Here is a 25,328-nt window from a genome sequence, read left to right as displayed (position 1 = left end):
CTCCGCTGTTCCTGATGGAAACGAGTAGATGGGGCGAGCAGGATGTGGCGTCAAGCAATCTATGGCGTGCCGCCGGAGGCCACTCACACCGGCGCGGGAATGTCGCGCCGCTCGATGACGTCCTCAAGACCATTGAGGAGGGCAATCCAGCCCCGCTCGGTCTGAGCCAGCCATTCTTCCCATTGCGCATCCATGGTGTTGTAGAGCGTCACGATACTGCCCGGTCCATTGGGTTCGGGTTCGATGATCATGGTCACGGTGCCCGGTTCCTCCTCCTCGCTTTCGTCTACGATGAAGGTGAAGCCGATCTTGGTAGGCCGCTCGAGTTCGGTGAACCTGCCCCAGTGCCGCGCTTCCTGGCCGTCGCGATCATCGGCCAGCATAAAGGCGCCGCCCACCTGCGGATCGATCTCGGTGCGCGTCAGGATACCGGCGAGACCATTGCGGCGCAGCCAGGCCGAATGCCAGCGCCGGGTGAAGGCGGGATCGACAAAGGCATCGAAGACCCGCTCGGGGCTGGCGCGGAAACGGTGGGTCACCTTGGCTTCGATCTTGTCGGACATGGCTGCCTCCTTGTTCTTTGCAAGCACAATGCGGCGCCCGAACACCGCGTTCCCCCGGCAAAGGATTGTCAAGTGCCGTGCCGGCTGGCAAAGCTCGGCACGATAAGGCAGAACGAGGAGCGCTCATGACCCCGCACAATCATGCAAAGCCTGGCGATTATGCCGAAGCGGTGCTGCTGCCGGGGGACCCGCTGCGCGCCAAATGGATCGCCGAAACTTTTCTCGAGGCGCCCCGGCTCGTCAATTCGGTACGCAATTGCCTCGGCTATACCGGCGCCTGGAAGGGCAAGCCGGTTTCGGTGCAGGCTAGCGGCATGGGCCAGCCCTCGCTCGCCATCTATGTGCACGAGCTGATCAACACCTATGGCGTCAAATCGCTGATCCGGGTCGGCACCTGCGGCGGTCTCAACACCAAGGTCAAGGTGCGCGATGTGATCCTGGCCCAGGCCGCCTCGACCGACAGCTCCATCGTCAAGGGACGGTTCGGAGCCTTCAATTTCTCCCCTATCGCCGATTTCGGACTTTTGCGCGCGGCAGCGGACAAGGCCGACTCCAGGGGGCTGCGGTTCCACGCCGGCAATATGCTGTCCTCGGACATCTTTTATCACGCCGATGGGTTTGCCGGATATGACAAGCTGCCCGATCACGGCGTGATCGGCGTCGAAATGGAAGCCGCTGTGCTCTATACGCTGGCGGCGCGGTTCGGGGTCAAGGCGCTGACCATCTGCACCATGACCGACTGCCTCATCACCCACGAGGAAATCGACGCCGAGGCGCGCCAGACCTCGCTCACGGACATGGTGGAACTGGCGCTCGATGTGGCGGTGGACGCCTGATTTCTAGGGGGGGGCGCAGCCATGATGCTGGTGGCCAATGTTCTGACCGGGCTCGTCGCCCTCATTCACGTCTATATCGTTCTCCTCGAAATGGTCTGGTGGACCAGCTCGCGCGGACAGAAAGCCTTTGGTCTCACGCCCGAATTTGCGCGTGAGACCAAGGTGCTGGCCGCCAATCAGGGGCTCTACAACGGTTTCCTCGTGGCCGGCCTCGTCTGGGGTCTGGTTCACCCTGATCCGGCTTTCGCGTGGCAGATCAAGCTGTTTTTCCTCGCTTGCGTCGCGGTCGCCGGAATCTACGGCGCCGCAACGGCCAGCCGGAAAATCCTATTCATCCAGGCCCTGCCTGCCGTGCTGGCGATCATCGCGCTGGTTTTTGCCTGAACGCGCTGCTGTCGGCGGCCCTCAACCCTTCCCCACCGTCACCGCCGGGCTCCTCCCGGTGGTCTATGCCCCTCAAGACTGGATAGCCCGGACAAGCCGGGCAATAACGACGTGAGTAATGGCGATGAACAGCCTACTCTCCCAAAGCTGCCAGCACATGCACCCAGGAGCGGATGCCGCGGTGAAAGCTTTGGAGATCATACTTCTCGTTGGGGCTGTGGATCTGATCGTCGACCTGGGCAAAACCAATAAGCAGCGTGTCGAGGCCGAGGATCGACTTGAAGTCGCCCGCGACCGGAATCGATCCACCCGAACCGGTGATTACGGCTTCCTTTCCCCACTCGGCCGAAAGACCCGCCAATGCCTTCTGGAGAAACGCTCCGTCTGCCGGCACGGTGATCGCGGGCGAGCCGCCATGGGGGATGAATTCAACAGAGCAATCGGCCGGGATCATCTTTTCGACATGGGCGCGGAAGGCGGCGCGGATCTTTTGCGGGTCCATGCCTGAAACGAGGCGGAACGAGATCTTGGCCGAGGCTTGTGAGGGGATGACGGTCTTGAACCCGTCTCCGGTATAGCCTCCGCTCATGCCGTTGATTTCGCAGGTCGGGCGCGCCCAAAGCATTTCGAGGATCGAGCGGTTCTGTTCGCCCGCCGGCACCGACAGGCCGACCCCGCCGAGAAACGCCTCTTCGCTGAACCCCAGACCCTGCCACTGGGCCTTGAGCTCGGGCGAGATTTCAGCCACGTCATCGTAAAAGCCAGGCAGGGTCACGGACCCGTCTGGCGCGCGCAGGCTCGCAATGATCTCGGCGATCACCTGGTTGGGATTGCGCGCCGCGTTACCGAACATGCCCGAATGCAGATCCTTGTCGGCAGCGGTCACGACCACTTCATCGGCCACAAGGCCGCGGAGCATGGTGGTGATGGAGGGGGTTTCCCGATCCCACATGTCGGTGTCGCAAACGAGCGCGATGTCGGCTTTGAGCTCCTCGGCATTCTCGCGCATGAAGGGCGGAAGGTTCTTGCCACCGGATTCCTCCTCGCCTTCGAGCATCAGCGACACGCGGACGGGAAGGCTGCCGGTCACCGCCTTATAGGCGCGGCAGGCCTCGATAAAGGTCATCATCTGACCCTTATCGTCCGAAGCGCCGCGCGCTACGATGATTTTCCGGCCCGCAGCATCTTCGCGGATCTGCGGATCGAACGGGTCGGAATTCCAAAGGTTCAGCGGATCGACCGGCTGAACGTCGTAATGGGCATAAAAAAGCACATGAGGACCAGCCTGGTCTGGACCATGAGCAACGACCACTGGGTGGCCCGGCGTCGGTCGGGCGGTCGCGGCAAAGCCAAGATCGGTCAGTTCGCGCGCCAGCCAATCCGCAGCCTTCCGGCATTCGGGAGCGAAGGCAGGATCTGTGGAAATCGACTTGATGCGCAACAGCTCGAACAGCCGCTCAAGACTTTGGTCGAGCCCGGCATCGACCTGGGCAAGAACGGCTTCGAGTTGGACTTTTTCGGTCATGGCGGCATCCGCAGGGTGAAGGAAATCGGTTGTGCGCACCATGGCGAGGGCGGGCGGCGCTGTCCAGCCTGCGCCCACAGCAATATTGTCATACTTATGCGCCTGTGCTTAGGTCGCCCGAGCAAGTGACGCGGGGAGTGCCTCAGCATGGATCGATCTGGCGGCCGGGCGCGTCATTCCGGCGACCTTATCGCCGCCCTTTCGGGCCGCAACCTGGCGCGGAACCTGCATTCGGATGTGCTGTGGGACCTCGGCTTCGCCATCGTCTCAGGTCAGTATGAGGAAGGCACCATCCTGCCACCGGATACGGATCTGCTGGATCAGTTCCGTGTATCCCGCACGGTGCTGCGCGAGGCTTTGAAGACGCTGGCGGCCAAGGGCCTGATCGAGGCGCGCGCGCGCATCGGCACCCGTGTCCTGCCGCGCAATCGCTGGAACCTCTTTGACGCCGACGTGCTCGCCTGGCATTTCGAGCTCGGGCCTGATGTCACCTTCTTGCAGGCACTGGCCGAGGTGCGCATCGGCATCGAGATCGAGGCGGCAGCGCTTGCGGCCGAACGGCGTACGGACGAAGAGGCTCAGGCCCTTCTCGACGCAGTCGACCGGATGGAAGCGGCGCAAACCCCGGAGGATTTCGCCCGGCATGATTTGGAGTTCCACAAGGCCGTGGCCGGTGCATCCGGCAATCCCTTCATGGCCTCGATCAGCGCGCTTGTGGAAATGGCACTGACCGCCGCATTCACCATTTCCTCCCCGGTCAACGAACCCGAAGCGCTGGTGCAAACCGTGCTGGTGCACCGCAATATTGCCGCAGCTATTTCCGAGCGCGACCCGGCCCGCGCGCGAGAAGCCATGCGCATCGCCATCGCCGAAGGTTTCGCCCGGGCGGCGGGGCGAATGGAAATCAGATAGCAGACCAATCGAGAAAACAGGCGCGGACGTGAAAATCGAGCGCCTGGGCAAAGGGGAAAACCGAATCGAAGTGGGCGCGCAGGCTAACGGCTACGGCGTCCGAGAGCCCGTCGCATGCCACCCCCCTTCCGATGTCTGTTGCCCCTGCGTCCATTCGCACCGCGCGCCCACTGGCCGCCCCGGCAATGAATGTCTCCGTGCGCGCGCGGCTGAAGCCGTCGTCATCGGCGCACTCGGCCTGTAGCACGCCAACGCATCGCGCCGTGGCGGTGGCGATGTCCTGAAGCGCCTGGCGCGTCCAGAGTGCGCGACTGATCTCGACCACCCCGAACAGCACCAGCATGAATGGCCCGATCAGGAGCGCGAACTCCACGATGCTGGCTCCGTCGCGATTGCGCCAAAAACCGGTCATCGCAGCCCGGCCAGTGTTTCGATCACGATCTGCCCGTCCGAGACGAGGCCATAATCCAGAAAGAGCGGCCGATAGGGCCGGGCAGCCTTGATGGCGAGGAAAAGCCCAGCATGGCCTCCGTTCGGGCAGGGCGCAGTGCAGATCCGGCTCGTGCCCCAATCGATGCCGCTTGGTTTCCGCTCTGGACAATAGCAGAGACTGACCGCATTGGCCGAGCCGGTCTGGCCAGCGGAGCCCCGGCCACGCGTCGTGATGAAGCTGCGGTTGAGCGTCACATTGAGTGCGGTGTCCTCGCCCAATTGGGTGGAGGCGATATCGGCAAGACTGGCGGCGTAGCCGGCTGCCTCTGCCGCGTCCACATCCTGCCCTCGTGCCAGGCCGAACGACATGGCCGAGGAGAGCGCGGTTTCCATATTTGCGCGGGTCTGCACCAGCATGCCGAAATCTACCACGACAGCCAAAAGCGCGAAGATGATGGGAGCGACAAGCGCGAATTCGAGGGCTGAAACGCCGCGCTCGTCGCGCACGAAGCGCCCAGTTCGTTTCCCGCTAATGTGGTTCATTGGATGAGGGACACCTTCTTGTTGGTCCCACCTGGGCCTCCCTCGAGACAATTGGAGGCAGCGTTGGCGCCGCCGGAAAGGGCGATGCGTGAGCCGATCAATTGCAGGCAATCTCCACCGCCTCCGCCCAGGCTCGAGCCACCGCCCATGACGATCGGTCCTGTGGGAAAATAAAACGCGCCTGAGATGCGGGCATTGCTGGCACCGGCCACCAGCGAAGCGCCGGCCGTGCGGCCATCAGCCGGACCCAGAACCGCCATTCCCTTGGTGGGGCCACTTGTCGGGGCCCGGAAGACCACATTGGAATAGCCGGCAGAAACGCAGAACGCGGTTCCCGCGCAATTGCCGGAAGCAACCCCGGTTTTCCCCGAAACGGTGATGGTCACATCGATAGCTTCAACGCTCACGGTCCGGCCTTGGCAACTGGCGCCGCCCCCGCCCGTTGAGCCGAGCAGGAGCGAGCCATTGACCGTATAGACACCCGCGCCCAGGATGACTCCGCCCGAAAGCATGACGCTGCCATCGATGTCGTGCTGGGGGGCCGCGCTCACCACGGTGCAACTGCCGCCTCCGCCGCCGTTAAAGTGCCCCCGCAGTCGGAAAGCTTCAGGGCGGCGGATGGCATCGCCCATGACGGTATAGGCGCCTCCGCCAAGCATGACCGAATTGCCGCTGGCAGCACGGCCGAGATCGAAAAGGTTGTCGTCTCCTGCGCCCAAAACAAGACGCGCTCCACCACCGGTATAAAAGCCTGAAGCCAGCACGAAGGTGCTCGGGCCGGCAAAGGAAAGGTTCGCCGCCGAACAGATGCTGTGATTGCTGGAGTCCCACGAGCAGGGAAATGCATTGGGACCGATCATGAAGGTGCCGGCACCGAAGCTGACTGTCGAACCTCCGGATGCAGAAATGCCCTTGGCTACGACATAGGTGCCAGGAGGAAAGCTGGCCTTGGCGCCGCTCTCCACCACGATCCCACCGGAAAACTCGTAGCGCTTGCCGGGCTGCCCGCTGACGTTGAAGGCAAGGCTTTTGCCGGTGACGCGGATGGTTCCGAACTTTTGAGTGCCGGTTGCCGGGCAATTGACGATCCACTCGCCCGAATAGGCCGGGGTCGTGCCTAGTGCGCAGCCGGCCTGTGCAACCTTGGCCGCAACCTCGGCCTGGACATTGTAGCCGAACGTAATATCGGGTCCGCCGCTCGTGGGAGGAAGGACGATATTCGGCAAGGTCGCGACCGCACTCATGCGGCCCGTGGCTGCCGCTATGCCTGCGTGCCCCGACAAGGGATCGGGAGTCGCTTGTTTGCTGATCTTACCCGGGCCGTTATCTGGAGAGCGGATGCCGCTGCAGCCCTGGTTGGGTGGCGCCGTGTCGTAGTAAACGGCCTCGGCGATGATGCTGGTGCCGCACGGTACCTGCACGCTGGCATTGGAAGCGACCGAGCAGGTGCTGGCCGAAAGGCTGGTTCCACCGGAGAGGACGACGCCCGACTGTCTTCCATCAAGCGCGATGATACAGGCGCCTTCCCCTTCCGACCCGAGGGCGGCAAAGGCCTTGGTTTTGATTTCGAGCGTATTGTCGGCGCCCAGGATAGTGCCGAGCAGAATAGGTTGCGCGGCATGGATATCGACCTGCACCGCTTCGCCCTCCCCGCGCGGAGAGGGCACGAGGCTGACCGTGACCTTGTCTGGCTCGATCCCGTTGAGTGCTGCAATCTGCAGGGCGGCATCGGTCATGGCCGTTTCCGACCTATCGCCGGTATAGCGCAGGGCGCCGGCAAAGGCCGACATGTCGGCGACCCGCTGATTTTGCGATCGCGTGACAAGCCCCATGCCATATTCGATAGCCAGCGCGCTGCTGCCGATCAGAACCGGCAGGACCAAGGCTGCAAGCAGCACGAAATTGCCCGCTTCATCCCGGCTGAAGTGCTTCCAATGCGTCCTCAGCCGACGTGCAACACCTTGCCCGATACCCTTGAATTCAAGCGCCATTCACCAACCGCGGCTGACAGATACGATGAGCCGACTGCGCGGCAGCACCGATACTGTGTGCACGAAAAGTTTCTCCAGCGCTTGTGAATGAACTGATCTGGGTTAATACTTAGAGGATCACAGGCAATTTTAGCCTTATGGTTGTCAGCAATCACAGCGAAATCGCCAGTTTCCCCGTCAGTGTCCGGTGAAAGGTCAGGCCGGCGCCCGTCAGCGCCCCGATCAGCCGCTCTGCGGTGCTGCGCCGGGCGATCTCGGTCATCGGGGCGCTGGATTCTTCGATCCGCATGATGGTGGAGGCCGAGATTCCCGACTGTTGGGCGAGAACCGGAATGGTCCAGCCCAGGAGATTGCGTGCCCCCCGGAGCAGCGGGCCGTTCAGCGAAGGGTCGGCAGCGATCTCGCCGGGATCGAGCCCGCCGGTGCCCGGTTGTACGAGACTTGTCAGGCCAAACCATTCTTCGGCTTGGTTGGCTTCGTTCAGCACCGGCTTGCGGATTGTGCGCACCGGAACATAGTGCCCCGGTGAAATCTCGATGCGGATAACGCTGGTATCGGCCTCGGCCCGCTCAAGTCCTTCAAGCACGATCGGGCGGTCGTCCGGATGAACCGTGTCGAACCAGCTCTCGAGCGTAAAGAGCGGGGCTTGCGGCAAGTGCGGATTGCCCGACTGCTTGACCCGCTCGACGAACCGCCCATCGAGCGAACTGAACCAGGCCAGATCCACATCGATCTGGTCGAGCACGGTGCGCAGACGCCGGCGGGCCTGGGCCAGCATGTGGCGCAGGCTTTCCTCCTCGCTTCGGTCAAGCACGCAGATGATCCAGCCCACCGGCCGGCGCTCGTCATCGATCAGCCGCTCGAATCGCATTTCGAGCCGCCGCACCGTGCCGTCCTCGCGCAGCAGCCGCATGTCGCGCCGGGACGGCATGATATCGCGCATCAACAGGTGAAAGTTTTCGACCAGGCTTTCCCGGTCATCGGGATGGGTGCGCGATCCGATGAAATCCAGCGTCACTGGCTGGCCCACATGGTCCAGCGTGCCCGTCAGAAGGTGCAGTCCGTCAGAGGCCTGCACCGTTCCATCGGCCAGCGAGAGGGTGCAAAATCCCACCCCTGCCATGGCTTCGAGCGCCTGCAGCAGCTGGCGCGAAGTGGGCTGGTAAGCCTTGGCCTCGTCATCGCGTGATGTCTTTATCGCAGGCCCATGCATAGCTAACTCCCGCACAAGTTTGCATCCGCGACCGGTCGGCTCACAGCAGTAAAGAGTGAAGGCCGGTACGGTCAAGCGCCGAACGGTTTATCCCCGAGCCGACTTGACCCGGCCCCCGCTTTGCAGCAAAGACCCAAGGCAAAGCGAGGTTTTCCGATGGAAAAATTCACCACATTGACGGGTGTCGCGGCGCCGCTGCCGATCATCAATATCGACACCGACATGATCATCCCCAAGCAATATCTGAAAACCATCAAGCGCACCGGCCTCGGCGTCGCCTTGTTTTCCGAGATGCGATATAATGAAGACGGCTCGGAAAATGCCGAATTCGTCCTGAACCAGCCCGCTTACCGGCAGGCCAAGATCATCATCGCGGGCGACAATTTCGGCTGCGGCTCGAGCCGTGAGCACGCCCCCTGGGCGCTGGCCGATTTCGGCATCCGCTGCGTGATCTCCACCAGCTTCGCCGATATTTTCTACAATAACTGCTTCAAGAACGGCATCCTGCCGCTTGTCGTCTCGCCCGAGCAGCTCAAGCTGTTGTTGGACGATGCCGAGCGCGGCTCTAATGCGACGCTGACGATCGACCTCGAAGCCCAGACCATTAAGGGCCCCGATGGCGGCACGCTGCACTTCGATATCGATCCAGCGCGCAAGCACATCCTGCTTGAAGGTCTCGACGATATAGCGGGCACGCTCAAGTCCGACCCGGCCATCTCCTCGTTCGAGGGAAGAATGGCTTCCGAACGTCCCTGGCTCTGAGAGGCGATCATGGTGCAGCGCGTTTCCACCGGTTCGCCTTTTGAAACCACGTTCGGCTATTCCCGTGCCGTGCGCCACGAGGATACGGTCTACGTGTCGGGCACGACGGGCTATGATTATGCGGTCATGACCATGCCTGAAAGCGTCGGCGAGCAGGCCCGAAACGCCGTTGCCACGATCGACAAGGCGCTCAAGGAGGCCGGCTCTTCGATCGCGGACACGGTGCGGGTGGTTTATTATCTGGGCGACCGGTCCTATGTCGACGAAGTGGTCGCTGCAGTCGGGCCCGTCTTCAAGGACATCCGCCCTGCCGCCTCCATGCTGATCGTCGACATGATCGAGGAAGGCATGAAGATCGAGATCGAGGTAACGGCCCGGATCGGTGCGGCGACCAGTCACGGCTAAGACAGACCGGTCTCGCAACAATCTGCCAGCGCTTCCCCTCGGGAGGCGCTGTTTTGTTTTGGCCGCCCTTGCGCGAAAAGCCAAAATAAAGCTATGTGCGCGCCAAGGTGTACCCACCAGTACGGCGAGGAGTTTGCGACCATGGCCACCCATTCCCTGTTTCTTTTGCCGGGCGACGGCATTGGCACCGAAATCATGGTCGAGGTCGAAAAGATCATCGCCTGGACCAATGCCGAGGGCCTGACCGACTTCTCGCTCGATCGCGGTCTTGCCGGCGGCGCCGCCTATGACCAGCACCAGACCGCCATCACCGACGAAGACGTCGCCAAGGCCAAGGCCGCCGACGCCGTGATCTTCGGCGCGGTGGGCGGCCCCAAGTGGGACGACGTGCCCTATGAGCACCGCCCGGAAGCCGCGCTCCTGCGCCTGCGCAAGGAACTGGCCGTCTTCGCCAATCTTCGCCCCGCCATCTGCTATCCGGCGCTGGCCGATGCCTCCTCGCTCAAGCGCGAACTGGTGGAAGGCCTCGATATCCTGATCGTGCGCGAATTGACCGGCGGGGTTTATTTCGGCGAACCCAAGACCATCACCGATCTCGGCGAAGGTCAGAAGCGCGCCATCGACACCCAGGTCTACGAGACCTACGAAATCGACCGGATCGCCCGTGTTGCCTTCGATCTCGCCCGCACCCGCAAGAACAAGGTGCACTCGGCCGACAAGAAGAACGTCATGAAGTCGGGCGTCCTCTGGGACGAGGTGGTCAAGGGCGTTGCCAAGGACTATTCCGACGTCGAACTCCACCACATCCTCGCCGACAATGCCGCGATGCAGCTGGTGCGCACGCCGAAGCAGTTCGACGTGATGGTCACCGACAACCTCTTTGGCGACATTCTGTCCGACGTTGCGGCCATGCTCACCGGCTCGCTCGGCATGCTGCCATCCGCTTCGCTCGGCGCGCCGGATCCGACGACCGGCAAGCGCAAGGCCTTTTACGAGCCCGTCCACGGCTCGGCCCCTGACATTGCTGGTCAGGGCATTGCAAACCCGATTGCGATGATCGCCTCGCTGGCTATGGCCCTGCGCTATTCGTTCAACATGATCGAACTGGCCGACAAGGTGGAAGGCGCCATCTCGGCCGTGCTCAGCGATGGCCTGCGCACTGGCGATATCGCCCAGGACAACCGCAAGACGGTTGGCACGGAAGAAATGGGCGCGGCGATCTTGAGCAAGCTCAAGGCGTAGCGCCTCACTCACTTTTCCATCGTCACCACCGGGCTTGTCCCGCTGGTCCATCTCATGATGCGTATGGATTGCCGTGACGAGCCCGGCATGGACGTGAAACGAGAGATAGAGCATACGAAAAAGCCCCGGTGTCTCCACCGGGGCTTTCGCATTTAGAGGACCAAGATCCCAAAATTACTCTGCCGAACCCTCGGCAGCAGCAGCGGCCTTGGCAGCCTTTTCTTCGGCGCGTTCCTTGGCCTTGGTGCCGGGTTCGCCCTTGTTCGGGTTGTTGCGGGCGTCGCGCTTGACGATACCGGCAGCATCGAGGAAGCGCAGGACGCGGTCGGTCGGCTGGGCACCGACGGAAACCCAATGCTGGGCGCGTTCGGTGTTGAGCACGATGCGGTTTTCAGCGTCCTTGGCCAGAAGCGGGTTGAAGGTGCCGATCTTTTCGATGAAACGACCATCGCGCGGGCTGCGCGCGTCGGCGATGACGATCTGGTAGAACGGGCGCTTCTTGCTGCCACCACGGGCAAGACGGATCTTGAGGGACATTTTAGTTCCTGGGGTTGATGTTCTAAGTTTGGGTTATTTCTTTTTGCCCAGGCCCGGAAGGCCAGGGAAACGGGGGGCGCCGCCGAGACCGGGCAAAGCCGGGCCGCCGGAGGATTTCAGCAGGGCGTTGACATCGGCCGGCAGCGCCTTTTGCGCTGGCAGCTCGGCCGAGGGCAGGCCCTTCAATTGCTCGGGATTGATGCCGGCCTGACGGGCCATCTGCTCGAGCTGCTTGGGGTCCATCTTCGAGAGGTCGGGCATGCCACCGAGCATGCCGCCCATCTTGCCGCCGAACATCCCGCCGAGAGCGCCCATGCCGCCCTTGGACACCTTCTTCATCATGTCCGCCATCTGGCGGTGCTGCTTGGAAAGCTTGTTGATTTCAGAAACGTCGACACCGGCGCCGGCCGCAATGCGCTTGCGGCGCGAAGCATTGAGAAGGTCGGGATTGGCCCGTTCCTTCTTGGTCATGGAGTTGATGATGGCGATCTGGCGGTCAAAGACCTTTTCATCGACATTGGAGCCGGCCATGGCCTTTTTCAGCTGACCTGCGCCAGGCAGGAGGCCCATGAGGCCGCCCATGCCACCCATTTTCTTCATCTGCAAAAGCTGGGCGCGCAGATCGTCGAGATCGAAGCTGCCCTTCTTGAGCTTTTGCGCCATCTTCTGGGCGTCTTCGGCCGTGACGTGTTCCGCGGCCTTTTCAACGAGCGAAACGATGTCGCCCATCCCCAGGATCCGGTCGGCGATACGCGCGGGATGGAAATCCTCGAGCGCATCCATCTTTTCGCCGACGCCGATCAGCTTGATCGGCTTGCCGGTCGCGGCACGCATCGAGAGCGCCGCACCGCCGCGACCATCGCCATCGACACGGGTCATGACGATGCCGGTGACATCGAGGCGCGTGTCGAACGAGCGGGCGACGTTGATCGCGTCCTGGCCGGTCAGGGCGTCGACGACAAGGAGGATTTCGTGGGGTTTTGCGATCTCCTTGATGGAGACCGTTTCAACCATCAGCTCTTCGTCGATATGGGTGCGGCCGGCAGTATCGAGAATGAGGACGTCATAACCGCCTAGACGCCCTTCGCGCTCGGCGCGGCGGGCGATCTCGACCGGGGTTTCGGTCTGGACGATCGGCAGGGTATCGACGCCAACCTGTTGCCCAAGCACACGCAGCTGCTCCATGGCGGCGGGGCGGCGGGTATCGAGCGAGGCGAGAAGAACGCGTTTCTTTTGGCGGTCTTTGAGACGCTTGGCGATTTTTGCCGTGGTCGTCGTCTTGCCCGAGCCCTGCAAACCGACCATCAGGAGGGTGACGGGGGCTGGGGCATTGAGATCGATGGTGACGGCGTCCGAGCCCAGAACCTGGACCAGCTCGTCATTGACGATTTTGACGACCTGCTGGCCCGGCGTCACCGAGCGGGTAACTTCGGCGCCGACGGCCCGCTCGCGCACCTGTTCGACAAAAGCGCGGACGACTTCGAGCGAAACGTCGGCCTCGATCAGCGCCCGGCGGATTTCGCGCATGGCCGCATCGACATCGGCAGCGTTCAGCGCGCCGCGTCCACGAAGGCCATCGAAAATTTTGCCAAGCCGGTCGCTTAAGCTCTCAAACATATTTTGTCCTTCTCGCTCACGAGGATCAGCCCCCGGAGAGATAAGTGCCAAAAGGCCAAATGCAAAACCCACCCGCGGGCGCAACGCGCTGGCGGATGTTGGCCTCCGGGATCGTGGAACCCGTAAGGGGCCCCGGTCGGCTGGTCAGGAGCAAATGCCTGATGAACAGGGGGCGTTTATGACAGAAGCACTAGCGAGTCAAGAAAAGTCCGGCAAATCAGCAGCGGCGATAGGCGCAGCGCCATCGATGATGAGAATGCCCTCGGGGCTGAGAGCCGCCTTGATCCGCCCGAGCGCCTGTCTTTCAAGTTCGGGATGGCGGCCATCGAGCGCGCCGACACGCATGGCAAAAGCGAGATCGAATTTTTGCTCGTCCGGCGCAAGCGTGAAATCCTCGGCGGCGACACAGCGGAAATCGAGACGCCCGGTCGCCAGCTCTTCCGTTGAACCGGCGCAGGCCTGATCGATGGCCTTTTGCGAGCGATCAATGGCGAGGATCATGCCTCTTGTCAGCTGCCGGCTAGCGAGCCGCGCAGCGACGCCCGGGCCGCAGCCGATCTCGAGAACCCGCAGATGAGGCTTCAAGGGCAAGCCCGCTACGGCCTCGGCAATGCGGGATGAAACGCGTTCGCTCATATCGTCTTTTCCCCCTCCACGGCGACAGCATGTGTCAGGACGCTCTCATGCCGCCCATGCACTGGCAATTCCATGTCAGTTCCGCCATATAAGGCCGGAACAAGACATGGGCTTTGGCTTTGAGCAACGCACCCTTTCTCAAGATGAACGGGCTGGGCAACCAGATTATCGTCGCCGACATGCGCGGCCGCAAAGATCGCGTCACGCCCGAAGCTGCCATCGCGATCAATGCCCGGGTTGAAACCAGGTTCGACCAGATCATGGCGATCCATGACGCGCGCATGCCCGGCACGGCCAATTATGTCGAGATCATCAATTCCGACGGTTCTCGCGCCCAGGCCTGCGGCAATGGCATGCGCTGCGTGGTGCAATTCCTGAGCGCCGAACAGGGACGCCAGCGGTTTACCTTCGAGACCGTGGCCGGGATTTTGTTTGGTGAAGAGGCGGAAACCGGGCTCGTCACCGTCGACATGGGCACGCCGAAATTTGCCTGGTATGATATTCCCCTCGCCGAAGAATTTGCCGACACAAGGACGATCGAACTGCAGATCGGGCCGATCGACGCGCCTGTCCTCCATTCGCCCTCGGTGATGTCGATCGGCAATCCGCACGCCACCTTCTGGGTCAAGGACGATGTCTGGTCTTATGCGCTCGACCGGTTCGGGCCGCTGCTTGAAAACCATCCGATTTTCCCCGAACGCGCCAATATCGGCATCGCCCAGGTGGTCGAGCCGGACAAGATCATCCTGCGCGTCTGGGAGCGTGGTGCGGGCCTTACCGAGGCCTGTGGTACGGCGGCCTGCGCGGCACTGGTCAATGGCGCGCGGACGCGCCGGACCGCGCGCAAGGCTACCGTGACCCTGCCGGGCGGCGATCTCGTGGTCGAATGGCAAGCCGACGATCGCGTCACACTCACAGGCCCTGCCGAGTTCGAATGGCGCGGTGAATTTGATCCTGCATCCGGCGCCTGGACGCGCAGCAAGGCCGCTTGATGACGGTCGAGACGCTGACATTCGGCTGCCGGCTCAATGCCTTTGAAGGCGCGGTGATGAAGGCGGAGGCGGAAAAGGCCGGGCTCGACAATGCCATCATCGTCAACACCTGCGCAGTGACCGCCGAGGCGGTCAAACAGGCGCGGCAAGCAGTGCGAAAGGCAAGGCGCGAGCACCCCGCAGCCAGGATCATCGTCACGGGTTGCGCCGCCCAAACCGAGGCGCGCACGTTTGGGAACATGGACGAGGTCGATCTTGTCATTGGCAACGACGACAAGCTCAAGGCCGAAAGCTACGCGCCACTGGTTTTCGGCGTTCCCCTCAACGACAAATGTCAGGTCAACGATATCGGCAGCGTGCGGGAAACGGCCGGCCACCTGATCGAGGGCATGGACGGGCACACGCGCGCTTTCGTTCAGGTGCAGAACGGCTGCGATCATCGCTGCACCTTCTGCATCATCCCCTTTGGCCGCGGCCCGTCGCGTTCGGTGCCGATGGGTCTGGTCGTCGAGCAGATCAAGCGATTGGTCGGCAATGGTTATCGCGAGGTGGTGCTGACGGGCGTCGACATCACCTCCTATGGTCCCGACCTGCCGGGCGCGCCGACGCTGGGCATGCTGGTGCAATCGATCCTGCGGCACGTGCCGGACCTGCCGCGCTTGCGCATTTCATCGATCGATTCGATCGAAGCCGACCCCGCGCTCTATGAGGCCATGGCCGAAGCGCGGCTCATGCCGCACCTGCATTTGTCCTTGCAGTCCGGCGACGATCTCATTCTCAAACGCATGAAGCGGCGACATTTGCGGGACGACGCGCTGGCAGTGGTCGAAAAACTCCGCGCCATCCGGCCCGCAATCGTTTTAGGCGCCGACATCATTGCCGGCTTTCCGACTGAAACCGAGGCGATGTTCGAAAATTCGCTGCGCTTCATCGCTGAAGCCGGGCTGACCTATATTCATGCCTTCTCCTACTCCCCCCGCCCCGGCACCCCTGCCGCGCGCATGCCGCAGGTGGACAAGGCGGTGGCGCGGGATCGCACGCGCCGGTTGCGCATGGCGGGCGAGCGCCAGTTTGCCGCCCTTTGCGCCACCCGGCTAGGCCGGACGGAAAGCGTGCTGATGGAGCGCGGCGGCATCGGTCGCACCGAACAATTTTTGCCGGTCCGCGTTGCGGATGTGAAGGCGGGCGAACTCGTTACCGTTTCGGTAACCGATTTTGGCCCTGATGGGCTCGTGGGTGAAGTTACTAGCGCCTCCAACCACGCGTGCGTGACAGACCAAGGGTAGACGATGAGCGATAAGGTATCGGGTTTTTTCAAACGCTTGTTCGGCACCGAGCCCGATCCCTCTCCTGCGCCAGCCGAAACGCAGCCGGAGACGCCTCTCGAGCCTTTACCGATAACGCCCGATGCCGTGCCGCCGACGCCCGAGCCGGAAACCGAAACGCCGGCGCCGGAGGAAGACCTGCCGCCGCCCGGCCCGCCCGAGACGACGCCCGACTATGTCGAGGAAATCGAAGAGCGTGCCGCCGAGATCGCGGATAGCCAACCGATCATCCCGGCGCCGGCAACAGCCGAAGCGCCACGCCAGAGCTGGTTCTCGCGGCTGACGACGGGTCTTCGGCGCTCCTCGGACAATCTAACCAGTTCCATCACCTCGGTCTTTACCAAGCGCAAGCTCGATGCGGCGACGCTCGACGAGCTCGAAGACGTCCTGATCCAGGCCGATCTCGGGCTCGAAACAGCCATGGCCATCACCGAGACGCTACGGCGCGATCGCTTCGATCGCGAAATCTCCGGCAGCGATGTGCGCTCGGTGCTCGCTACAGAGGTCGAAAAGGTTCTAGGGCCGGTCGCGCGGCCCCTTGCCGTCGACACGGCGCAAAAACCCTTCGTGATCCTGATGATCGGGGTCAACGGTTCGGGCAAGACGACGACCATCGGCAAGCTGGCGCAAAAGTTCGCGGCCGAAGGCAAGTCGATCATGCTGGCCGCCGGCGACACGTTCCGGGCCGCAGCCATCGAGCAGTTGCAGGTCTGGGGCCAGCGCACGGGCGCGCCTGTCATCGCCAAGCCCGCAGGTGCCGATGCTTCGGGCCTTGCTTTCGATGCGGTTACCCAGGCGAGGGCCGAAGGGCGCGATGTGTTGATCATCGATACCGCCGGGCGCCTCCAAAACCGCGAAGAGCTGATGGATGAACTCGAAAAAGTCATCCGCGTCATCAAGAAGGTCGACCCCAGCGCGCCGCACGCAACGCTTTTGACGCTCGATGCGACGACCGGACAAAATGCGCTGAAACAGGTCGAGATTTTTGGAAAACGCGCGGGGGTGACGGGGCTTGTGATGACCAAGCTCGATGGCACCGCCCGCGGCGGCATTCTGGTGGCCATCGCCCGCAAATTTGGGCTGCCGGTGCACTTCATCGGCGTCGGCGAGGGTGTCGACGATCTCGAGCCATTCGCAGCGCGCGATTTCGCCCGGGCCATTGCGGGGGAGGAGTGATGCTGGGTTGAAGATGCCCCTCACCCTAACCCTCTCCCCGAAGGGGCGAGGGGATTGCATCGCGTCTGGGGCACTTTCCGTTCAAGACCGCCGGACCAGTCCCCTCGCCCCTTCGGGGAGAGGGTTAGGGTGAGGGGTTGGTCTAAGTCAGCGCTCCCCGCCGCCAAAATCTGACCATTCTTGGCGCCTATCGCTTGCATCGCGGGGCGGGTGCCATCACAGTGGCGGGATATGCCATGGAACGATCAATGACCGAAAAAGCCGAAGCAGACGTCAGTTGGGACGAGCTGCGTCCGCAAGTCACCAAGCTCGCCCTCGAACTGGGGCCCTTGGTGGTGTTCTTCATCGCCAATGCGCGCGCCGACATTTTTGTCGCCACGGCCTGGTTCATGGGCGCGATGACCATTTCGCTGGCGCTGAGCTGGGTGATCCTCAAGAAAATCGCGGTCATGCCGCTGGTTACCGGCGCCGTGGTGCTGGTGTTCGGCGGGCTGACGCTGTGGTTGCAGGACGACACCTTCATCAAGGTCAAGCCGACCATCACCAATGTGCTCTTCGGCTCGGTGCTGCTCGGTGGACTGCTCTTTGGCCAGTCGCTGCTCAAGTATGTCTTCGGCGAAGTTTACAAGCTCCGACCCGAGGGCTGGTGGCGCCTGACGCTGAATTGGGGCGTGTTCTTTTTCGTGCTCGCAGTGATCAATGAAATCCTCTGGCGCAATTTCTCGACCGATTTTTGGGTGGCCTTCAAGGTCTGGGGCGTCATGCCGCTGACCGTGCTGTTTTCCCTCAGCCAGATGCCGCTCTTAAGCAAATATGCTCCGGTCAACGAACCCGCCTCGCCGCCCAATGTGGTGGTCGAGAGCTGAGTTTTTGATCCTAGCGAACCGAGACAATCCCCGCGAAAGCGGGGATTTTTGTTTCGGCACTTAGGTCGATCGGGCACCACCGGAGATGGATTGCCCAGACAAGCCGGGCAATGACGGGCGGAGTATTTAGAGCGGTCAATCGCGGCGCCAGGCCGGAGGTGACGGTACTGAGCCCGCTCACTCTTCCGCGTCGGCGCGGGCTTCGATGGCTTCCATGTCCTCGTCGGAAAAGCCGAAATGGTGGCCGAGTTCGTGGATCAAGACGTGGGTCACGACTTCCCCCAGCGTGTTGTCGTCGTTTTCGGCCCAATAATCGAGAATGGCGCGACGATAAAGAAAGACCGTATTGGGCATCTGCCCGGTCTGGGGCACGGCGCCGTCTTCGGTCAGCCCAATACCGGTGAAAAGGCCCATGAGCTCGAACGGGCTTTCCATCTCGAAATGGGCGAGGATGTCGTCCTCGGCGAATTCGGCCACCGAACAGGTGACGTCAGCGGCAAGGGATTTGAATGGCTCGGGGAGTTCAGCCAGGGCCTTGCTGGCCATGGCTTCGATGTCATCGAGGGTCGGGGCGAAGCGGTCGTGCCAATCGATCTGCGATGTGCTCATCCGAAACGTCTCCCTTCCATCGTCATCACCCGGCTTGTCCGGGTGATCCATGCTTCAGCGTCAGCCGGGATATGGATTGCCCGGTCCCCGGAACATGTCCGAGGATGGCCGGCAATGACGGTGACTGAGTTTCAGTGCTTCCACTCGCGGATATCGACGAAGTGGCCGGCAATGGCGGCGGCAGCGGCCATGGCGGGGGAAACGAGGTGGGTGCGGCCCTTGAAACCCTGACGGCCTTCGAAATTGCGGTTCGAGGTCGAGGCGCAGCGCTCTTCGGGCTTCAATTTGTCCGGGTTCATGGCAAGGCACATGGAGCAGCCCGGCTCGCGCCATTCGAACCCGGCATTCTTGAAGACGACGTCGAGGCCTTCGGCTTCCGCCTGTTCCTTGACGAGGCCCGAGCCCGGCACGACCATGGCCGAGACATGCGCGGCGACCTTGCGATCGCCAACAACGGCAGCTGCAGCGCGCAGGTCTTCGATGCGGCCATTGGTGCAGGAGCCGACGAAGACGCGATCGAGCTTGATCTCGGTGATCGGCGTGCCGGGCTTGAGGCCCATATAGTCGAGGGCCCGCCACTTCGAGGCGCGCTTGGTTTCGTCAGGGATGTCGTCGGGATTGGGCACGGCGCCGGTGATCGAGATCACGTCCTCGGGCGAAGAGCCCCAGGACACGATCGGCGGGAGTTTTGCCGCGTCGAGCACCACGACCTTATCGAAATGGGCGCCCTCGTCGGTATAGAGCGTCTTCCAGTAGTCGAGGGCCATGTCCCAAGCAGCGCCCTTGGGCGCACGTGGGCGGCCGTTGACATAGGCAAAAGTCTTTTCATCGGGAGCGATGAGGCCGGCGCGGGCGCCACCTTCAATGGTCATGTTGCAGACCGTCATGCGGCCTTCCATCGAAAGCGAACGGATGGCTTCGCCGGCAAATTCGATGACGTGGCCATTGCCGCCAGCCGTGCCGATCTCGCCGATGATGGCAAGAATGATATCCTTGGCGGTGACGCCGGGGGGCAGCTGGCCGTCGACACGCACCAGCATGTTCTTGGCCTTCTGCTGCAGAAGCGTCTGGGTCGCCAGCACATGCTCGACTTCGGACGTACCGATGCCGTGGGCCAGCGCGCCAAACGCGCCGTGGGTCGAGGTGTGAGAGTCCCCGCAGACAATGGTCATGCCCGGCAGGGTAAAGCCCTGCTCGGGGCCAACGATGTGGACGATGCCCTGACGCTTGTCGAACGCGTCGTAATATTCGATGCCGAATTCGCGCGTGTTGTCGGCCAACGCTGCGATCTGGGTAGCGCTTTCCGGATCCGGATTGGGCAGCGAGCGATCTGTGGTCGGTACGTTGTGATCGACCACAGCCAGGGTGCGCTCGGGATGACGTACCTTGCGGCCATTCATCCTGAGGCCTTCGAAAGCCTGGGGGCTCGTCACTTCGTGAACGAGGTGGCGGTCGATATAAAGAAGGCTCGTGCCGTCCGGATTGTTCTGAACCAGATGGTCGTCCCAGATCTTGTCGTAAAGCGTGCGAGCCTTGGTCATTTGCGTGTAATTTTCCGAGGGGCCAGGAATGGAAGTTTGGATCGGTTCTAATCCCGAACCGGGTTTTTGGTCAAGAAGAACCGTACTCACGGGTACGGTCTAGCGGGCCGCGGCATCGGTGAGCCGCGGGACAGCCAGGGCGCCCAAAAGGCTAGTGTCGAGCCCGATCCGATAGCGGCACCAAAGGGCTATGGCGATCTGAGCGATGATGCGCGCGCCCATATTGACCGCGGCGGCGCCGACAATGCCCCAGATGGGGATGACGACGATTTGAACCAGAAAGCCAAGTCCCATGATGGCGCCGAAAATGGCGACATAGGCACGCTCGTGGCCCGTCATCATCATCACGATTTTCGAGGGGCCGGTGGCCGCGTCGAACAGAAGTCCAAGCGCTAGAAGCACGAGGACGAGGCTCCCTTCGGCATAGGCCGGACCGAAGAGCGAAAGAATGAAATCGCCAAAGCCGAGAAAGAGGGCAAAGATCAGGAGCGAAAAGACGAACCCCGCCCAGGCGCAAAGAGCGGTGATGGCCTGGGCCTTGCGCATGGCGCCAGCGTGATAGTGTTCGGCCACCATGGGGGCGATCACGAGTTCAATGGCAAAGGTGAAGAGCGTCATCAATCCGGCGGTGCGGAAGGCGTTGAAATAGAGCCCCGAGCTTTCAAGATCGAGCATAAGGCCGACAAGGATCACGTCGGCATTAAGGGTAAAGGTTTCGATCAGGGCGCCGAGCAGCAGCCATTTGCTGAGCTTGCCCCAGCGCTGCCAATGGGCGCGAACGGGAGCAAGGCGCGGCAGCACGACATAGCAGCGGCGCAAGGCCAGCCAGGCCTGAAGCACAAGGGCACCGATCAGAAGAGCTGCTGAAAGGGTCAGGGCATCCGGCCCGCTCAGCACCACGCCCATGGCAAAGAGCCCGATCACTGCGAGCGGCAAGGCAAGGCGCCAGATGATGTCGCGCGGCACAAGCGCGGTCCAAAGCGAATTCTGGGCGCGCAGCACGGAGGAATTGTACTCGGCCAGCGCCATGGGCAGGACGAGGAAAGCGGCGCCGATAAAATGATTAACCGTTTCGCGTGGCGGCAGAAAGGGAATGCTGAAGACGGCGACGACACAAAGGAGACCGGCAACGACAAGGCTTGCCCCGATGGTGATGGCGGAGCCAGCGGCGACGACAGCCTCGGCATCGCGGTTTTCCCCGCGCCCGCGCAATTGCGGCCAAAGGCGCAGGATGGCGGTCGACTGGCCCATGCCGGCAAGGATGGCGAGAACAGTCGCCAGCGCCAGGCCAAAAGCGAAGTGACCGTATTCGCTCTCGGTCATGGTGCGCGAGAGGACGACATAGGTGATGTAGGTCAGCCCGGCGGTCGCAACCTTGATGCCGAGCGATCCCACCGAGCGCAAAAGCCCGGTCGACAGCAAGCCATGAAGATCGGTTGGAACCGCCAGCCGCATGAAATGTCCTCATGCCGGGGTCACTGCCGGCGGCAAGGAGTGTGCCAGAGGGGCGTCAAGAAGGTCTTACCGGAAGGGGGACGGCTGGACGCCTGAAATGGAAAATCCCCCTCACCGACCCGGCTTCGCCGAGCCACCTCTCCCCGAGAGGGAGAGGAATGGCATCGTGTCTTTGGCGAGCACCTCTATTCTTCTCCCTCTCGGGGAGAAGGTGGCCCAAAGGGCCGGATGAGGGGGTTTTATCTGCAGTTCAATGCCGGAAATGCCGCATCCCGGTCATGACCATGGCAATCCCGGCAGCATCGGCGGCGGCGATGACTTCGTCGTCGCGCATCGAACCACCGGGCTGGATGACGGCAGTGGCGCCGGCGGCGACGAGGGCTTCGAGGCCATCCGCAAAGGGGAAGAAAGCGTCGGAGGCGACGACCGACCCCGCCGTCAGTGCACCCTCGAGGCCCGCTGCCTCGGCGGCGTCGATCGACTTGCGATGGGCGACGCGGGCGGAATCGACCCTCGACATCTGGCCGGCGCCGATGCCGGCCGTGGCGCCGTCTTTCACATAGACAATGGCGTTGGATTTGACGTGTTTTGCGACTTTTGCCGCGAGTTTGAGGTCAGCGAGTTCCGCTTCGGTCGGGGCGCGCTTGGTGACGACCTTGAGATCGCAATCGTCGACATTCTGGTTGTCGCGGCTCTGCACCAAAAGGCCCCCGGCAACGGATTTGACGACGAGGCCCTCGGCTTTTGCGTCGGCGAGACCACCGGTCAGCAGGAGGCGCAGGTTCTTCTTGGCGGCGATGATCTCTTGCGCTTCCGCTGTGGCGGAGGGGGCGACGATCACTTCGGTGAAAACCTTGACGATCTCGGTAGCCGTCTCGGCGTCGATCTCCCGATTGGTGGCGACGATGCCGCCGAAGGCAGAGACCGGGTCGGTGCGGAGAGCCTTCCTATAGGCTTCGACGAGATCGGCGCCGGTGGCGACGCCGCAGGGATTGGCGTGCTTGATGATGGCAACGGCAGCAGTCTCGTTGGGATCGAATTCGGAGACCAGTTCGAAGGCGGCGTCGGTGTCGTTGATATTGTTGTAGGAGAGCGTCTTGCCCTGCACCTGGTTCGCCGTTGCAACGCCCGGGCGGTTTTCGCCGGTGGCGTAAAAGGCGGCCCATTGGTGCGGGTTTTCGCCATAGCGCATGACTTCGCGCAAGCTTCCGGCAAAGCTGCGATAGCTGACGTCGGCGAAGTCGATCTCCCGGGCGAACCAGGAGGAGATGGCGCTATCATAGGCGGCGGTGCGGGCGTAGGCTTTTGCCGCGAGTTTCTGGCGTAGTTCGAACGGGATGCCGCCATTGCGGATGGCTTCCAAAATGGCGGGATAGTCGTTGGGGTCAACGACGACCGTCACAAAGGCGTGGTTCTTGGCGGCAGAGCGCACCATGGCGGGGCCACCGATGTCGATGTTCTCGATGATCTCGTCATAGCTAGCGCCCGAAGCGACGGTCTTTTCAAAGGGATAAAGATTGACGGCAACGAGGTCGATGGCGCCGATGTCGTGCTCGGACATGGAGGCCTGATGCTCGGCATTGTCGCGCACCGACAAAAGCCCGCCATGCACCTTGGGATGGAGCGTCTTGACCCGGCCATCCATCATTTCGGGAAAGCCGGTAAGGTCGGCGATTTCGCGCACCGGCAGACCGGTTTCGCTGATGAGCTTGTGCGTGCCGCCGGTGGACACCAGTTCCACACCGGCCTCGGAAAGGCCGCGGGCAAAGTCCGCCATGCCCGACTTGTCGAAAACTGAAAGCAGTGCCCGCCCGACCGTGACCGTCTTGCTCATGAAACCGTGCCCAACTGGAGAATTGAATTGCGGCTCCGCTAGCACGAAGTGACGGCGGAGTCCAAGGCGGTCTTCCTTCTCCCCTCGAGGGGAGAAGGTGGTCCGAGGGATCGGATGAGGGGTCCAGCATCGAGGTTTGTCGAGAGACTGATCCCTTATCCCAGCTCTTCCCTCAAGGAAGAGGCGATCGTTGAGGAGTGAGGACTAGTGTTCCCGTGTGAAAATCCAGCCGATCTCGAGCCCTTCGGCCACTTCCGCTTCGAGAATGAGCTGGAGGGTGCGGTTGAACCCGAGATAGGAGGACTGGCGGACGCTGTCGTCCTGGCGAAGGTTCGCGCCTTCCCAGAGAAAGCTCCAGACCGAGCCATTGGGCAGGGTCAGCCGGCGCATGCCTTCGCCGACCGGGGCGTGGACGGCGATACCTGGCGCCAGATGAAAGCGGATACCGAGGTGCCCCTTGGGCTCCCCGCGCGAGACGATACGATCCTGGCCGACAAGTGTTGAACCATCGCCCAGAAGCGTCAACCGCCGTTCGATCTCGACGCCGAAGCGCTGCTCGTAACCGGCCGTTGCCAGCACCAGCATATGTTCGCTCGGCACCAGCTCCATATCCGGAAGGATGGCGCCCCGGCTGCGGCGGCTGGGTTGATAGCTGTCCTCGTCGTCGATGGTGGGCGAGGAATGCGCAATCGACTGGCGGAAGAGGTCGCGCGTTTCGGCCATGTCGGTGGGCGCCGGGCCGCATGAGCCCAGGATCAGCTCGCTGCCGTGAGAAAATTCGAAAGCCAGGGCGCCGGCATGGGCTTCCTCGTCGAATTTGTCGGGCGGACGCAATCCTGAATCGGCGATAATGACCGAAGGACCCGAGCGCAGGATTCCGTAGCCGCCAAGGATCTGCGAGCGCCGGTTGGCGGCGGGGCCGCTGGCCTGCACGGCCACAAGAATGTCGTGGGGTACCTGCCCGCAGCCATTGAAGTAGGCCGGCTCGCCGCTCGACAGCGTCAGGGCGTCGAGCGCCTCGTGCATGCGATCGATGCGATTGGAGAGCGAGGCAAAGGTTGGGCTGCCATGGCGCGATGCGGCCTGACGCAGGCTGGTCAACTCACTGAGGAGGGTGAGTTGAACGCGTGGATTGCGGCTCTTGTGGAGCCCGTCGGTGTCCAGTTGTTCCGCAAGCGCGCCATCGAGCTGGCGCAGGCGCTGTTCGACATCGGCCTTTTCGGCGGGTTCGCACAATTCGGCGCCCAACAGGCCCATGGCGGCAAACATGCGCTCGACCGGATCGGCCGCCAGATGTCCCCGCACGCGCAGGCTCTGCACTTGCGTTCCGAGGCTACGCTGAATGGTCTTAGCCTGATCGGGCGTCGCGCCATCGAGCAGCAGCGGCAGATGGCGGAGCCAGTTAAGCACCCGCTGGCCGGTGAGGGTCAGGGTCCAGCTGTCGGCATCGAAACTCCCCTCGCGTCCGATCCAGTCGAGCACGAGGGTGCGGGCAAAGAGCTTTTCGCCAGGATCGCGCACATCGCGGAAGTGCCGGAGCCAGGAAAAGCCCTGAAGATTGTTCCACCAGTCCGAATATTCGGTATCGACGGCAAAGGGCGAAGTGCCGCCGGTCTCGACGAGTTTTGAGGCAAGAAGATACCGCCCCGTCATCATTTCGCGCACGGCATCGCCATCGGCGGGACGGAAATCGGGCAACTCGCCTTCATAGCCCTGCTCGGCCAGACCCTGCCAGGTCCAGCGGGTCACCGGAGTGGTCACGATTCTGTCGGCAAGGCGCAGGCCGAACCTGCGGGCGATCCCCAGGATCTCGCCGCTCAATTCCCGCCTCCGCGCCCAAGTCCAACGCGGGCAGGGTGGTTGCTGCCCATTTCACTCACGGTCTATCGATCCCTGGATGCGGCGGGGCGCCGCACCCATCAGCCTCTAGTC

24 protein-coding genes are annotated in these 25,328 nt (G+C 62.5%); 10 read left to right on the top strand and 14 right to left on the bottom strand.

The annotated features are described in order from the left end of the window. Positions 1-83: 83 nt before the first annotated feature. Complete coding sequence (locus tag BM364_RS14700; protein WP_139232599.1) at positions 84-563, bottom strand: SRPBCC family protein; 480 nt, start codon at positions 561-563, stop codon at positions 84-86. Positions 564-688: 125 nt separating this feature from the next. On the opposite strand from BM364_RS14700, the gene deoD reads away from it, so the two are divergent. Together deoD and BM364_RS14690 are read left to right on the top strand one after the other, a co-directional pair. After that, complete coding sequence (gene deoD, locus BM364_RS14695) at positions 689-1,399, top strand: purine-nucleoside phosphorylase (RefSeq protein ID WP_092425869.1); 711 nt, start codon at positions 689-691, stop codon at positions 1,397-1,399. 21 nt (positions 1,400-1,420) lie between these two features. Continuing rightward, the gene (locus BM364_RS14690) at positions 1,421-1,783 is read left to right on the top strand and encodes a DUF1304 domain-containing protein (RefSeq protein ID WP_092425867.1); all 363 of its coding nucleotides are present in this window, start codon (positions 1,421-1,423) and stop codon (positions 1,781-1,783) included. 133 nt (positions 1,784-1,916) lie between these two features. Here BM364_RS14690 and BM364_RS14685 read toward each other — a convergent pair whose 3' ends face one another. Next, on the bottom strand, positions 1,917-3,308 hold the full coding sequence (locus tag BM364_RS14685) for a M20/M25/M40 family metallo-hydrolase (RefSeq protein WP_092426375.1): 1,392 nt from the start codon (positions 3,306-3,308) through the stop codon (positions 1,917-1,919). Positions 3,309-3,455: 147 nt separating this feature from the next. Here BM364_RS14685 and BM364_RS14680 point away from each other — a divergent pair, with 147 nt between their 5' ends. Continuing rightward, positions 3,456-4,220, top strand: a complete 765-nt coding sequence (locus tag BM364_RS14680; RefSeq protein WP_092425865.1) for a FadR/GntR family transcriptional regulator — start codon at positions 3,456-3,458, stop codon at positions 4,218-4,220. Here BM364_RS14680 and BM364_RS14675 read toward each other — a convergent pair. The 4 genes from BM364_RS14675 to BM364_RS14660 all read right to left on the bottom strand — a co-directional run bounded on the left by BM364_RS14675 (position 4,213) and on the right by BM364_RS14660 (position 8,399). Continuing rightward, positions 4,213-4,632, bottom strand: coding sequence for a TadE/TadG family type IV pilus assembly protein (locus tag BM364_RS14675; protein ID WP_092425864.1), 420 nt, complete (start codon positions 4,630-4,632; stop codon positions 4,213-4,215). The genes BM364_RS14680 and BM364_RS14675 overlap by 8 nt on opposite strands. After that, entirely contained in the window at positions 4,629-5,195 is a 567-nt protein-coding gene (locus BM364_RS14670; RefSeq protein WP_092425862.1) for a TadE/TadG family type IV pilus assembly protein, read from the bottom strand. The genes BM364_RS14675 and BM364_RS14670 overlap by 4 nt, the downstream gene beginning before the upstream one ends. Then, positions 5,192-7,186: a pilus assembly protein TadG-related protein gene (locus BM364_RS14665; protein WP_092425860.1), complete on the bottom strand. Its 1,995-nt coding sequence runs from the start codon at positions 7,184-7,186 to the stop codon at positions 5,192-5,194. The genes BM364_RS14670 and BM364_RS14665 overlap by 4 nt, the downstream gene beginning before the upstream one ends. Before the next feature lie 151 nt (positions 7,187-7,337). Then, on the bottom strand, positions 7,338-8,399 hold the full coding sequence (locus BM364_RS14660) for a PAS domain-containing protein (protein WP_092425859.1): 1,062 nt from the start codon (positions 8,397-8,399) through the stop codon (positions 7,338-7,340). A 156-nt stretch (positions 8,400-8,555) separates the two neighbouring features. Here BM364_RS14660 and leuD point away from each other — a divergent pair, with 156 nt between their 5' ends. The 3 genes from leuD to leuB all read left to right on the top strand — a co-directional run bounded on the left by leuD (position 8,556) and on the right by leuB (position 10,808). After that, positions 8,556-9,161 carry a 3-isopropylmalate dehydratase small subunit gene (gene leuD / locus BM364_RS14655; protein ID WP_092425857.1) on the top strand — a complete coding sequence of 202 codons (606 nt, stop codon included), beginning with the start codon at positions 8,556-8,558 and terminating at the stop codon, positions 9,159-9,161. A gap of 9 nt (positions 9,162-9,170) precedes the next feature. Then, positions 9,171-9,566, top strand: a complete 396-nt coding sequence (locus BM364_RS14650; RefSeq protein WP_092425856.1) for a RidA family protein — start codon at positions 9,171-9,173, stop codon at positions 9,564-9,566. A gap of 141 nt (positions 9,567-9,707) precedes the next feature. Next, positions 9,708-10,808: a 3-isopropylmalate dehydrogenase gene (gene leuB, locus BM364_RS14645; RefSeq protein ID WP_092425854.1), complete on the top strand. Its 1,101-nt coding sequence runs from the start codon at positions 9,708-9,710 to the stop codon at positions 10,806-10,808. A 174-nt stretch (positions 10,809-10,982) separates the two neighbouring features. Here the strand turns inward: leuB and rpsP are convergent, their stop codons facing one another. The 3 genes from rpsP to BM364_RS14630 all read right to left on the bottom strand — a co-directional run bounded on the left by rpsP (position 10,983) and on the right by BM364_RS14630 (position 13,598). After that, positions 10,983-11,345: a 30S ribosomal protein S16 gene (gene rpsP, locus BM364_RS14640; protein WP_092425852.1), complete on the bottom strand. Its 363-nt coding sequence runs from the start codon at positions 11,343-11,345 to the stop codon at positions 10,983-10,985. A 33-nt stretch (positions 11,346-11,378) separates the two neighbouring features. Continuing rightward, positions 11,379-12,962, bottom strand: a complete 1,584-nt coding sequence (ffh, locus tag BM364_RS14635) for a signal recognition particle protein (RefSeq protein WP_092425850.1) — start codon at positions 12,960-12,962, stop codon at positions 11,379-11,381. 198 nt (positions 12,963-13,160) lie between these two features. Continuing rightward, on the bottom strand, positions 13,161-13,598 hold the full coding sequence (locus BM364_RS14630; RefSeq protein ID WP_092425848.1) for a class I SAM-dependent methyltransferase: 438 nt from the start codon (positions 13,596-13,598) through the stop codon (positions 13,161-13,163). 143 nt (positions 13,599-13,741) lie between these two features. Here BM364_RS14630 and dapF point away from each other — a divergent pair, with 143 nt between their 5' ends. The 4 genes from dapF (at position 13,742) to BM364_RS14610 (ending at position 17,957) form a co-directional block, all read left to right on the top strand. Beyond that, positions 13,742-14,590 (top strand): diaminopimelate epimerase, encoded by an 849-nt coding sequence (gene dapF, locus BM364_RS14625; RefSeq protein ID WP_244542910.1) that lies wholly within the window; start codon positions 13,742-13,744, stop codon positions 14,588-14,590. After that, positions 14,590-15,876 (top strand): tRNA (N(6)-L-threonylcarbamoyladenosine(37)-C(2))-methylthiotransferase MtaB, encoded by a 1,287-nt coding sequence (gene mtaB, locus BM364_RS14620; RefSeq protein WP_092425844.1) that lies wholly within the window; start codon positions 14,590-14,592, stop codon positions 15,874-15,876. Before dapF ends, mtaB begins: the two co-directional genes overlap by 1 nt. A gap of 3 nt (positions 15,877-15,879) precedes the next feature. Next, positions 15,880-17,091 (top strand): signal recognition particle-docking protein FtsY, encoded by a 1,212-nt coding sequence (gene ftsY, locus BM364_RS14615; RefSeq protein WP_092425842.1) that lies wholly within the window; start codon positions 15,880-15,882, stop codon positions 17,089-17,091. Between the two features lie 236 nt (positions 17,092-17,327). Beyond that, positions 17,328-17,957, top strand: a complete 630-nt coding sequence (locus tag BM364_RS14610; protein WP_092426373.1) for a septation protein A — start codon at positions 17,328-17,330, stop codon at positions 17,955-17,957. 177 nt (positions 17,958-18,134) lie between these two features. On the opposite strand, the gene BM364_RS14605 is transcribed toward BM364_RS14610, so the two are convergent. The 5 genes from BM364_RS14605 to BM364_RS14585 all read right to left on the bottom strand — a co-directional run bounded on the left by BM364_RS14605 (position 18,135) and on the right by BM364_RS14585 (position 25,217). After that, positions 18,135-18,566: a metallopeptidase family protein gene (locus BM364_RS14605; RefSeq protein ID WP_092425841.1), complete on the bottom strand. Its 432-nt coding sequence runs from the start codon at positions 18,564-18,566 to the stop codon at positions 18,135-18,137. A gap of 131 nt (positions 18,567-18,697) precedes the next feature. Next, a complete protein-coding gene (leuC, locus tag BM364_RS14600) occupies positions 18,698-20,107 on the bottom strand; it encodes a 3-isopropylmalate dehydratase large subunit (RefSeq protein WP_092425839.1) in 1,410 nt (469 codons plus the stop codon). 99 nt (positions 20,108-20,206) lie between these two features. Beyond that, positions 20,207-21,562 carry a lipopolysaccharide biosynthesis protein gene (locus BM364_RS14595; protein WP_092425838.1) on the bottom strand — a complete coding sequence of 452 codons (1,356 nt, stop codon included), beginning with the start codon at positions 21,560-21,562 and terminating at the stop codon, positions 20,207-20,209. Positions 21,563-21,812: 250 nt separating this feature from the next. Continuing rightward, complete coding sequence (purH, locus tag BM364_RS14590; RefSeq protein ID WP_092425836.1) at positions 21,813-23,396, bottom strand: bifunctional phosphoribosylaminoimidazolecarboxamide formyltransferase/IMP cyclohydrolase; 1,584 nt, start codon at positions 23,394-23,396, stop codon at positions 21,813-21,815. Between the two features lie 204 nt (positions 23,397-23,600). Then, positions 23,601-25,217 carry a heparinase II/III family protein gene (locus BM364_RS14585; RefSeq protein ID WP_092425834.1) on the bottom strand — a complete coding sequence of 539 codons (1,617 nt, stop codon included), beginning with the start codon at positions 25,215-25,217 and terminating at the stop codon, positions 23,601-23,603. Positions 25,218-25,328 lie beyond the last annotated feature (111 nt).

This window comes from Devosia crocina (assembly GCF_900116545.1).
GTDB classification, from domain to species: domain Bacteria; phylum Pseudomonadota; class Alphaproteobacteria; order Rhizobiales; family Devosiaceae; genus Devosia; species Devosia crocina.
This window is presented reverse-complemented; position numbering and strand designations above follow the sequence as displayed.

What these genes read in the sequence shown, in the direction of transcription:
- BM364_RS14700 (WP_139232599.1), bottom strand. Translation starts at nt 563, where the DNA reads ATGTCCGACAAGATCGAAGCCAAGGTGACCCACCGTTTCCGCGCCAGC.
- deoD (WP_092425869.1), top strand. Translation starts at nt 689, where the DNA reads ATGACCCCGCACAATCATGCAAAGCCTGGCGATTATGCCGAAGCGGTG.
- BM364_RS14690 (WP_092425867.1), top strand. Translation starts at nt 1,421, where the DNA reads ATGATGCTGGTGGCCAATGTTCTGACCGGGCTCGTCGCCCTCATTCAC.
- BM364_RS14685 (WP_092426375.1), bottom strand. Translation starts at nt 3,308, where the DNA reads ATGACCGAAAAAGTCCAACTCGAAGCCGTTCTTGCCCAGGTCGATGCC.
- BM364_RS14680 (WP_092425865.1), top strand. Translation starts at nt 3,456, where the DNA reads ATGGATCGATCTGGCGGCCGGGCGCGTCATTCCGGCGACCTTATCGCC.
- BM364_RS14675 (WP_092425864.1), bottom strand. Translation starts at nt 4,632, where the DNA reads ATGACCGGTTTTTGGCGCAATCGCGACGGAGCCAGCATCGTGGAGTTC.
- BM364_RS14670 (WP_092425862.1), bottom strand. Translation starts at nt 5,195, where the DNA reads ATGAACCACATTAGCGGGAAACGAACTGGGCGCTTCGTGCGCGACGAG.
- BM364_RS14665 (WP_092425860.1), bottom strand. Translation starts at nt 7,186, where the DNA reads ATGGCGCTTGAATTCAAGGGTATCGGGCAAGGTGTTGCACGTCGGCTG.
- BM364_RS14660 (WP_092425859.1), bottom strand. Translation starts at nt 8,399, where the DNA reads ATGCATGGGCCTGCGATAAAGACATCACGCGATGACGAGGCCAAGGCT.
- leuD (WP_092425857.1), top strand. Translation starts at nt 8,556, where the DNA reads ATGGAAAAATTCACCACATTGACGGGTGTCGCGGCGCCGCTGCCGATC.
- BM364_RS14650 (WP_092425856.1), top strand. Translation starts at nt 9,171, where the DNA reads ATGGTGCAGCGCGTTTCCACCGGTTCGCCTTTTGAAACCACGTTCGGC.
- leuB (WP_092425854.1), top strand. Translation starts at nt 9,708, where the DNA reads ATGGCCACCCATTCCCTGTTTCTTTTGCCGGGCGACGGCATTGGCACC.
- rpsP (WP_092425852.1), bottom strand. Translation starts at nt 11,345, where the DNA reads ATGTCCCTCAAGATCCGTCTTGCCCGTGGTGGCAGCAAGAAGCGCCCG.
- ffh (WP_092425850.1), bottom strand. Translation starts at nt 12,962, where the DNA reads ATGTTTGAGAGCTTAAGCGACCGGCTTGGCAAAATTTTCGATGGCCTT.
- BM364_RS14630 (WP_092425848.1), bottom strand. Translation starts at nt 13,598, where the DNA reads ATGAGCGAACGCGTTTCATCCCGCATTGCCGAGGCCGTAGCGGGCTTG.
- dapF (WP_244542910.1), top strand. Translation starts at nt 13,742, where the DNA reads ATGAACGGGCTGGGCAACCAGATTATCGTCGCCGACATGCGCGGCCGC.
- mtaB (WP_092425844.1), top strand. Translation starts at nt 14,590, where the DNA reads ATGACGGTCGAGACGCTGACATTCGGCTGCCGGCTCAATGCCTTTGAA.
- ftsY (WP_092425842.1), top strand. Translation starts at nt 15,880, where the DNA reads ATGAGCGATAAGGTATCGGGTTTTTTCAAACGCTTGTTCGGCACCGAG.
- BM364_RS14610 (WP_092426373.1), top strand. Translation starts at nt 17,328, where the DNA reads ATGGAACGATCAATGACCGAAAAAGCCGAAGCAGACGTCAGTTGGGAC.
- BM364_RS14605 (WP_092425841.1), bottom strand. Translation starts at nt 18,566, where the DNA reads ATGAGCACATCGCAGATCGATTGGCACGACCGCTTCGCCCCGACCCTC.
- leuC (WP_092425839.1), bottom strand. Translation starts at nt 20,107, where the DNA reads ATGACCAAGGCTCGCACGCTTTACGACAAGATCTGGGACGACCATCTG.
- BM364_RS14595 (WP_092425838.1), bottom strand. Translation starts at nt 21,562, where the DNA reads ATGCGGCTGGCGGTTCCAACCGATCTTCATGGCTTGCTGTCGACCGGG.
- purH (WP_092425836.1), bottom strand. Translation starts at nt 23,396, where the DNA reads ATGAGCAAGACGGTCACGGTCGGGCGGGCACTGCTTTCAGTTTTCGAC.